Origin of the sequence: Paracraurococcus ruber, from assembly GCF_004353985.1 — a bacterium.
Taxonomy (GTDB): Bacteria; Pseudomonadota; Alphaproteobacteria; order Acetobacterales; family Acetobacteraceae; genus Paracraurococcus; species Paracraurococcus ruber.
The window spans coordinates 1-8,920 of the sequence record NZ_SMOA01000225.1; the positions used below are offsets into that span (position 1 = coordinate 1).

The 8,920-nt window shown below is 71.8% G+C and carries 6 protein-coding genes; 3 read left to right on the forward strand and 3 right to left on the reverse strand.

What is annotated here, in order from left to right:
• The first annotated feature begins 136 nt into the window (after positions 1 to 136).
• Both E2C05_RS24950 and E2C05_RS24955 read left to right on the forward strand, forming a co-directional pair.
• Positions 137 to 1,798, forward strand: a complete 1,662-nt coding sequence (locus tag E2C05_RS24950; RefSeq protein ID WP_133222356.1) for a thiamine pyrophosphate-binding protein — start codon at positions 137 to 139, stop codon at positions 1,796 to 1,798.
• A gap of 11 nt (positions 1,799 to 1,809) precedes the next feature.
• Complete coding sequence (locus tag E2C05_RS24955; protein WP_133222357.1) at positions 1,810 to 3,036, forward strand: aminotransferase-like domain-containing protein; 1,227 nt, start codon at positions 1,810 to 1,812, stop codon at positions 3,034 to 3,036.
• A gap of 63 nt (positions 3,037 to 3,099) precedes the next feature.
• Here E2C05_RS24955 and E2C05_RS24960 read toward each other — a convergent pair whose 3' ends face one another.
• A complete protein-coding gene (locus tag E2C05_RS24960; protein WP_133222358.1) occupies positions 3,100 to 4,038 on the reverse strand; it encodes an acetamidase/formamidase family protein in 939 nt (312 codons plus the stop codon).
• A 194-nt stretch (positions 4,039 to 4,232) separates the two neighbouring features.
• Between E2C05_RS24960 and E2C05_RS24965 the strand changes: the two genes are divergently transcribed.
• Positions 4,233 to 5,789 (forward strand): D-aminopeptidase, encoded by a 1,557-nt coding sequence (locus tag E2C05_RS24965; protein WP_133222359.1) that lies wholly within the window; start codon positions 4,233 to 4,235, stop codon positions 5,787 to 5,789.
• Positions 5,790 to 5,807: 18 nt separating this feature from the next.
• On the opposite strand, the gene E2C05_RS24970 is transcribed toward E2C05_RS24965, so the two are convergent.
• Positions 5,808 to 6,530 carry an SHOCT domain-containing protein gene (locus E2C05_RS24970; RefSeq protein WP_133222360.1) on the reverse strand — a complete coding sequence of 241 codons (723 nt, stop codon included), beginning with the start codon at positions 6,528 to 6,530 and terminating at the stop codon, positions 5,808 to 5,810.
• A 158-nt stretch (positions 6,531 to 6,688) separates the two neighbouring features.
• The gene (locus E2C05_RS24975; RefSeq protein ID WP_133222361.1) at positions 6,689 to 8,779 is read right to left on the reverse strand and encodes a TonB-dependent receptor family protein; all 2,091 of its coding nucleotides are present in this window, start codon (positions 8,777 to 8,779) and stop codon (positions 6,689 to 6,691) included.
• Positions 8,780 to 8,920 lie beyond the last annotated feature (141 nt).

The window sequence follows — 8,920 nt, forward strand, 5'->3', positions numbered from 1 at the left end:
GCCGCGGCGGAACCCGCCCGGGTCGCGCCGCCACCGCCGCCGCCCGCGCCCGCCGCCGCGCTCAGCGGCCCCGCGCTGCTCTGGCGTGCCTTCCTCTCCTGGCTGCGAAGCCTGTTCGTGCAAGGGAAAGCGTGAGATGGCCGTGAAGCTGCAGGATGTGCTGGCCCAGGCCTTCGCGGCCGAGGGCTGCGAGGTGCTGTTCACCCTGATGGGTGACGCGAACATGTACTGGACCGAGGCGATGTCCCGCCAGCCCGGCATCACCGTGGTGAATGCGCGGCACGAGCATTGCGCGGTGGCGATGGCCGACGGCTATGCCCGCGCCACCGGCAAGGTCGGCGTCGCCTCCACCACCTGCGGGCCGGGCTTCACCCAGATCATGACGGCGCTGTCCATCGCGTCGCGCGCCAGCGTGCCGCTGGTGGTCTTCGCCGGCGATTCGCCGATGCTGGCGGCCTATTACGTGCAGCAGATCGACATGGCGCCGCTCGCCCAGGCCTGCGGCGCGCGCTACATCCCCGTGAAGTCGCTGGACCGCGCGCTGGACAATGTGCGGGAGGCCTTCCACACCGCCGCGCTGGAACGCAAGCCGGTGGTGCTGAGCGTGCCGATGGATCTGCAGAAGCAGGCCTATCCCTTCATGGCGGACTACATCCCCTCGGCCGACTACCTGCCGATGCCGCAGCGCAGCCTGCCCGACCCGGCCATGGTGGACCGGCTGGTGGCGATGATCGAGACCGCGGAGAAGCCCGCCATCATCGCCGGCCGCGGCGCCCGCCTGGCCGGCGCCCGTGCGCCGATCGAGGCGCTGGCCGAGCGCTGCGGCGCGCTGCTTGCCAGTTCGCTCCAGGCCAAGGGCATGTTCGAGGGCAATCCCTGGAACCTCGACATCGCCGGTTCCTTCGCCTCGGACGGCGCCCGCGAACTCTTCGCTGAGGCCGACCTGGTCATCGGCATCGGCGTCGGCCTCGGCGCCTACACGACCGAGAGCGGCTATCTCTATCCCAACGCCCGGACCGTGCAGATCGACATCAACCCGCGCGGCCTCTGGCAGGGGCTGCGCACCGCGGACATGCATATCCGCGCCGATGCCTTTGGCGGCGCCGAGGCGATTGCCGCCGCGCTCGACAAGCGTGGCATCCGCAAGCCCGGCTTCCGCAGCCCGGCGGTGGCGGCGCAGATCGCGGAGGACCGGCCGGACCGCAAGGAATTCGCCATCGCCCCCGGCCTGGTGGACCCGCGCCAGGCGATCCTGGAGCTGGACGCCATCGTGCCGAAGGACTGGGACGTCGTGATCGGCGGCGGCCACTATCTCGGCATCGCCATGACCCATCTGCGCGGCCGCGCGCCGGAACGCATCCATGTGGTCTGCGACTTCGGCGCCATCGGCAACGGGTTGCCCGCCGCCATCGGCATCGCTGCCGCCCGGCGCGACGGCAAGGTGCTGCTGATCGAAGGCGACGGCAGCCTGCTGATGCATGTGCAGGAGCTGGAGGTGATCCGGCGCGAGGGCCACCGCCTGCTGATGGCCATCGTCAACGATGGCGGCTACGGCGCCGAGATCCACAAATTCCGCGCCAACGGCCTCGACCCCTCCCTCGTCATCCATGGCCGCGGCGACCTGGCCGGCGTGGCATCGGGCTTCGGCGTGCGCGGCAGCACCGTCACCGGCCTCGGCGCCATGCAGGCGATGTTCGCCCGGCACCAGGAAGGCAATGGCGCCAGCCTGTGGGACATCCACACCGACGACACCGTCGTCTCCCGCCCCTATCGCCGCGTGCATTACGGCGAAGCGTAAGGAATCGCAGCATGTCCGGACCGGACTACGACGGCCTGTTCCGCAAGGGTGTGCCCACGGGCACGGCGCGCTTCACCGGCTTTCCGAAATACAATTTCGTCGGCGGCCATAACGAACCACGGCAGATCCCGGTGGAGGCGCTGGCCGAGGCCGCCGCGACCGCCCTGCGCCGCGAGGGCGCCGGCCTCGCGCTCTACAATCTCGGCCAGGGGCCGCAGGGGCACCAGGGCCTGCGCGACCTGGTGGCGGACAAGCTTGGCCGTCACCGCGGCGTCGCCTGCACGCGCGACGACGTGCTGATCACCTCCGGCTCGCTGCAGGGCCTAGACCTCGTCAACGACCTGCTGCTGGAAGCCGGCGACACGGTGCTGGTGGAGGAGCTGTCCTATGGCGGCGCCATCTCCCGCATCCGCGCCCGCGGCGTGACCATCGTGCCGGTGGCGCTGGACGACCAGGGCATGCGGATGGATGCGCTGGAGGATGCGCTGGCCGGGCTGAAGGCGCGCGGCATCACGCCGAAATACATCTACACCATCCCGACCATCCAGAACCCCACCGGCTCCATCCTGCCGCTGGACCGCCGCCACAAGCTGCTGGACCTGGCGCGCGCGCATGGCGTCCCGGTCTTCGAGGACGAGTGCTATGCCGACCTCATCTGGGCCGGCAACGACGCCCCGCCGGCGCTCTATGCGCTCGATCCGGCGCAGGTGATCCATATCGGGTCCTTCTCCAAGACCCTCGCCCCCGCCCTGCGCAGCGCCTATGCCGTGGCGCCCTGGCCCGTCCTCTCCCGCCTCGTCTCGCTCAAGACCGATGGCGGCACCGGCGCGGTCGAGCAGATGCTGGTGGCCGAATACTTCTCCAAGCATTTCGACAGCCATGTCGGCGCGCTGTCCGGCGTGCTGGAGGACAAGCTCCGCTGCATGGTGGAGGCGGTGGAGCGGGAATTCGGCAGCAGCGTCGAATGCTTCGTCCCCAAGGGCGGCATCTTCCTCTGGCTGAAGCTGCCGGACCAGGTGGATGTCCGCAAGCTGGTCAAGCCGGCGGCGGAGCGCGGCATCCAGTTCAACCCGGGCCCCGAATGGGCCTGCGACCCGGAGGCGGCCAGGTCGCAACTGCGCCTGTGCTTCGCGCTGCCGAGCAAGGAGGAGATCCGGGAGGGGGTCGCGGCCTTCGCGCGGGTCTGCTTCGAGCAGACGGGAGTTCCGCAGCACAGCGACAACCGGCGGAACAATTGAGGAGGGCTCTGCCCTCCTCAAGCTCCACCCGCCAAGGGCCGAAAGGCCCTTGGAACCCTCGAGTCAGACGTATTTCTTGGCCAGCATCATGTGCACGCCCTTGTTGCCGTCCACGGTCTGGGTGACGCGCAAATCGCCGATCAGCGAACACAGCATGTAGGCGTGGTTGCGCGAGAGGTTGGTGCGCGCGCAGACCTCCCGCACCATCTCCCGCACCGCCTGCTTCGCGGCATCGTCCAGATCCTCGTCGATGCCGATCGAGATGAGATGCGTCGCCGTCTCGGCGAAGGGGACCTTGTAGTCCAGGTCCTTCCGCACCGTCAGGCGGAAGCGGCCGCGCAGCCCGGTTTCCAGCGCGCTGATGCAAACCTCGCCATCACCCTGCACGCCGTGGCCGTCACCGACATAGAACAGCGCGCCCTCGTTGAAGACCGGCAGGTACAGCGTCGTGCCGGGCTTGAGTTCCTTGTTGTCCATGTTGCCGCCGAAGGCGCGCGGCACATTGGTGGTGCAGGCGCCCCAATGCGGCGGCGGGCAGGTGCCCATGACGCCGAAGAAGGGGTCCAGCGGAATCTCCGTGCCCCAGGGCAGCGTGCAGACGCCGCGCGCATGGTCGATCTTCGGGTGGATGTGCTCGGGCTCGGGGAATTCCTCCGGCAACGTGCCCAGCAGCGGCAGCACGCAGGTGAAGCCCCAATCCATCCACGGCTCGGCCGACAGGATGTCCACCTGCAGCACGTCGCCCGGCATGGCGCCGCGGACGAAGACCGGACGGTTGACGAAATGCGCGCCCGGCCCCTGCGGCAGCTTCTCCACCGCCAGGCGGTATTCCTCCGGCACCGGCGTGCCGTCGGTCGGGAAGCCGGGCAAGCCGCCGGCGGGGACCGTGGCGATGGTCACCTCGTCGCCGGAGTCGACCGTCAGGGCGGGCGGCGTGCGGGCATCCAGCGTGCCCCAGATCATGCTCTCGGGCGTCGCGGGGATCTCGTGATGGGCGGGCATGGCGGGTCTCCGGCAGCGGGGTCGGCGGCCGCGCGGCACTCCGCGTCGCGGCCATGAAGGATGCCGCCCGCCGCGATGCGGGGGCGGGACGGCTCGCCGGTGACGCATTGCTCCCGCCGCCGATGATGCGGATGGCGCAGCGGGCCGGCAAGGCCGCTTGGCCAGCGCCGGCCCGTGGTGCCAGGATCGCCGGCATGGATCATGGCCTCGCCACCCGCCTCGACCGCCTGCTGGACACCCTGCCGCGCGCCTATCCCGGCCCCGGTGGCGCCGTCGCCCTGCTGCGGCGGGGCGAGGTGCTGGCGCGCCATGCCTGGGGCTGGGCGAATGCCGAAGCGCGAATCCCCTTCACCCCGCGCACGCTGTTCCGCCTGTGCTCCATCACCAAGCAGTTCACCTGCGCGGCGGCGCTGGAACACGCGAAGGACTTCGCCGCGCTGGACGCCGCCATCCGCGCCCGCCTGCCGCATCTTGAAGCGGCGCCCGGCGCGCTGCACCTGGCCCACAACCAGTCCGGCCTCCGCGACTACTGGGCGGTGGCGATGCTGCATGGGTCCCCGGTGGAGGCGCCCTTCGGCGATGCCGAGGCGATGCGCGTCATCGCCGGCACGCGCAGCCTGCAATTCGCGCCAGGCACGCGCTATTCCTACGCCAACCAGAATTTCCGCCTGCTGTCGGATGCGCTGCAGGACGTCACCGGCCGCGGCTTTGCCGAGCTTCTGCGCCCGGTCTTCGACCGCGCCGGCATGGCCACCGCGCTGCTGGCCGCCGATACCCGCGCCATGCCGGACGGGACGGAAGGCTATGAGGGCTCCGTCGCCACCGGCTTCCGCGCGGCGGAGAACCGCATCCTCTGGACCGGCGATGCTGGCCTCGGCGCCAGCCTGGACGACATGATCGCCTGGGAACGCTTCATCGACGCCGCGCGCGACGACCCCGCCTCGCTGCCCGCGCGCCTGTCGGCGCCAGTCGCCTTCGCCAATGGCGCGCCGGCCCCCTATGGCTTCGGCCTGGGACGCGCGACGGAATTCGGCCAGGCGGCGCTGGGCCATGGCGGCGCGCTGCGCGGCTGGCGCAGCCACCGGATGTACCTGCCGGCCGAGCGCGTCTCGGTCGTCGTGCTGTTCAACCACCTCTCGGACGCCCATGGCGCGGCGCTGGATTCGCTGGCGGCGGTGCTGGATGCGAAGCGGCCGCAGCCCGACCCGGCGCTGCCCGCGCCAGGCTGGCTGGGCGCCTATGCCGAGCCGGAGACGGGCCTCGCCGCCCGCCTGGACCTTGCGGCGCCCGGTCAGGTGCGGCTGCGCTTCGGCCATGGGATGGAGCGGCTGGACCTGCAGCCGGATGGCAGCGCGACCAATGGCCGCACCACGCTGCGCCCGGCGCCGGACGGCCTCTGGATGGACCGCGCGGCGGAGAACCAGTCGGGTCGCCTGCAGCCACGCGCCGGCGCGCCGCGCCCGGACATCGCCGGCCGCTATGCCTGCGCGGAGCTGGGCGCGGAGCTGGAGATCGTGGAGGCCGGCGGCATCCCCTACGGCGCCTTCGGCGGGTTCCTCGGCCGTGGGCGGATGGAGATGCTGGAGCCGATCGGCCCCGATCTCTGGGCGCTGCCCTGCCCGCGCGCCCTGGATCACACGCCGCCCGGCGACTGGACGCTCGCCTTCCGCCGCGATGCCGGCGGCCAGGTGGAGGGCCTCACCCTCGGCTGCTGGCTGGCCCGCCGGCTGGACTATCGCCGCATCGGCTGACCGGCACGCGCGGCCCGGTCAGAGCCGGGCGAGAAGCTCCGCCTTCTTCGCGGCGAATTCGGCATCGGTCAGGATGCCGCGCTGGTGCAGCTCCCCCAGCGTCGCCAGCACGGACAGCGGGTGCTCGCCGCCTGTCGGGGCGGGCATGGGCGCGGCCGCGGGGGGGGTCGGCGCCGGCGCATCCGCCGGGCGCAGATCCTCTAGCCGCCGCGCGCCCTGGCTGGTGGACACGGTCAGCGATTGGCCCTGCCCCTGCTGCTGCGACACGCCGTGGATCTGCAGCCCGCCCGTGTCGTACAGGCGCATGCGGCCACCGATCTGCACCGCCAGCCGGCCCGCCTGCGGGAAATGCGCGTAGCGCATGTCGTTCTGCCCGCCCGAGGCGGCGGGGGCGCCGAGCGCCGCCGGCCACCAGGTGCCGCCCCGCGACGGCGTCTGGCCGTCCGGCGGCCGGGCGGGCGGCGGGACGAAGGCCGGGCCCTCCCGCAGCAATCCGGCCAGGTCCTGGCACAGCGCGTCCACGCGGTGCTTCAGGCCGGTGTTGAACATGTCCCCCACCATGATCATGCCGCCCTGGCTCCACTGGCCCATGCCCCCCAGCTCGGGGTGGTTGAACTGCGCCATGGTGCCGCCGCCCGCGGCCAGCGCCCGCAGCAGCATGGCGGCCGCCTCCATGCTCGTGTCGTGGCGGGCGGCGATCTCCTGCAGGCGCTGGCGCGCGCCCTCGGTCAGGTCCTGCATGGCGGCACTCCGGTTGCCTGGACGGGATGGATGGCCCGGGATGGCATGCGGCGGCGCCGGCCGGAACCGCGGCGGCGGGAAGCGGCATCAAACCGGCGTGCGGGCCGGTGGCCCGCCGGACAGGCAAGCCACCCCATCCCCCCCGATCGTGGCGCGGATCAGAAGGCGATCCGCGTTCCGGCGTATACGCTGCGCCCGTCCCCCGGGTAGAACACCGCCGTGTTGGCGCCCGCGGCGCGCGCATCGGCGATGGTGGACAGGTCGGTGACGTAGCGCTTGTTGGTCAGGTTGCGGGCATCGACGAAGACGCTGACGCCGGGCGCCACCGTCACCCCCGCCTCCAGCCCCAGCAGGACATAGGCGTTGGCGCGCAGCGTGTTGGCGTAGTCCGCCCAGGCGCCCTGCGGCACCCAGTCCAGCGCCGGCCGGACGAAGAAGCGGTCCGGCTGGGTATAGGCCAGCGTGGTGCGCAGCACATGCGGCGGCAGGCCGGCGATACGGTTGTCGCGGTATTGCGGGTCGCCGCGGAAGCGGAAGTCGTTATAGGTCCAGACCTGCCCCAGGGTGAGCGCATCGCCCTCCCGCGCCAGCCCGCGCGCCAGGTCGGCCCGCAGCGCCAGTTCCACGCCCTGGTTCACCGTGGTGCCGGCGTTGAAGGTGTTGGCCGGCACGCCGAAGGCCGGGGTGAATTGCAGCAGCTGGCCGTTGATGTTGGAGCGGAACAGCACCGCGTCCCAGGCCAGCCGGTCCTGCCGCCCGCGCGTGCCGATCTCCACCGTCCAGGCACGCTGCGCCTGCAGCGGCACGAAATTCGTGCTGCCCCGCACCTGCTGCGTCAGGTCGCTGAAATCCGGCACGTCCTGGCTGCGGGTGATGTTGGTGAAGAATTGCAGGTCCGGCTGCGGCTGCCACAGCAGGCCAAGCCGCGGGACGAAGCCGTCATAGGTCCGGCCGAGCGCGATGGCGCCGCGGGAATTGGCCAGGCCGCGGCCGCGATCCTCATACTCCCGCTCATTGCGCAGCGCCTTGGCCCCGGTGACCACCGCCAGCGTCGGCACCACCCAGAGCCGGTTCTCCAGATAGGCCTCGTAATTCTGCGCCCGCTGGACCGAGGAGAGGGTCTGCCGCCCGCGCGACCCGCGCAGGTTCACATACTGGTCGGCGTCGTTGGTGCCGGCGAAGTAGCGCAGCCCCACCACCAGGTCGTTGCGCAGGCCGCCCGCGGTGAAGGAATGGGTCCAGCGCGGGGCGATGCCCCAGGTCAGCCCGTCCTGGTCGATCACCTGGAAGATCGGATGGTACAGCCGCTTGTGGATCACCCAGGAATCGACGTCGAGCTGCCCGGCCTCCAGCCGCACCGTGGTCCGGTTGGCGAAGCGCTCCGCCCAGACATTGCGCGCCTGGTTGCCGGCCAGCGCCGCCGGGTTGGCGATGCGCGGCGTGTTCAGCGCCTGGGACAGCGTCAGGGCGCCGGGCAGCAGCTGCCTGGTGTTGTAGATCCCGGCATAGAACCGCGTCTCGACGGTGTCGGAGATGCGGTAGCCGACATTGGCGTTGAACTGGTCGTACTGGCCGCGGCTGTGGCGGCGCCAGCCATCGGTGGAGAAATGGCTGAAGTTGGCCAGCGCATCCCAGTCGCCCCAGATGCGGGAGACCTGGCCGGACAGGCGCCAGGTGCCGAAGGTGCCGGCCTCGGCGCGTAGGATGTTGGGCGCTTCCGCCGTCTGCGCCGTGGGCGTGACGAAATTCACCGCCCCGCCCAGGCTGGATCCGCCATAGGCCAGCGCATTGCCGCCGGGGAAGACCGCGACGCTGCGCAGCGCCAGCGGGTCGATCTGGTAGAAATCGCCGGACCCGTCGGCGAGGTTCACCGGGATGCCGTCCTGCAGCACCTCCACCCCGCGCAGGTGGAAGCCGCGGGCGATGCCGGACCCGCGGATGGAAAGCCGCAATTCCTGGCCGTAGCGTTCCTGCACGAAGACGCCGGGTGTCTCGGCCAACACGTCGCGCAGGTTGAAGGCGCGGCGGTTGCGGAACTGCTCGGCATCCACGAAGCGGACGGCGGCGGGCGCCTGCTCCACCTGCCGGCGCTGCTCCTCCACCGGCGGAACGGTGAGGGAGCCGGGGGCGCGGCCCAGCACCTGGATCTCCGGCAGGGTGGCGCCGGGTTCGGACGCCTGCGCCGCGGCGAGGGCCGGCAGGCCGGCGAGCAACAGCGCGCCGCCGGCGGCGCGCGCAAGGGATGGCATGGGGTGTTCTCCTGACGATGCGGGACGCGCCGGGGCGCGGCTTGGGCGGTCGTCAGGCGGCGGGGGGTGCGCGGGGCTGCTGCGGCGGGGCGCGCGCCGGGGCGGGCGGCATCCCGGCGACCGGCGGCGGGACCAGGGCGG

What these genes read in the sequence shown, in the direction of transcription:
- E2C05_RS24965 (WP_133222359.1), top strand. Translation starts at nt 4,233, where the DNA reads ATGGATCATGGCCTCGCCACCCGCCTCGACCGCCTGCTGGACACCCTG.
- E2C05_RS24975 (WP_133222361.1), bottom strand. Translation starts at nt 8,779, where the DNA reads ATGCCATCCCTTGCGCGCGCCGCCGGCGGCGCGCTGTTGCTCGCCGGC.
- E2C05_RS24960 (WP_133222358.1), bottom strand. Translation starts at nt 4,038, where the DNA reads ATGCCCGCCCATCACGAGATCCCCGCGACGCCCGAGAGCATGATCTGG.
- E2C05_RS24950 (WP_133222356.1), top strand. Translation starts at nt 137, where the DNA reads ATGGCCGTGAAGCTGCAGGATGTGCTGGCCCAGGCCTTCGCGGCCGAG.
- E2C05_RS24955 (WP_133222357.1), top strand. Translation starts at nt 1,810, where the DNA reads ATGTCCGGACCGGACTACGACGGCCTGTTCCGCAAGGGTGTGCCCACG.
- E2C05_RS24970 (WP_133222360.1), bottom strand. Translation starts at nt 6,530, where the DNA reads ATGCAGGACCTGACCGAGGGCGCGCGCCAGCGCCTGCAGGAGATCGCC.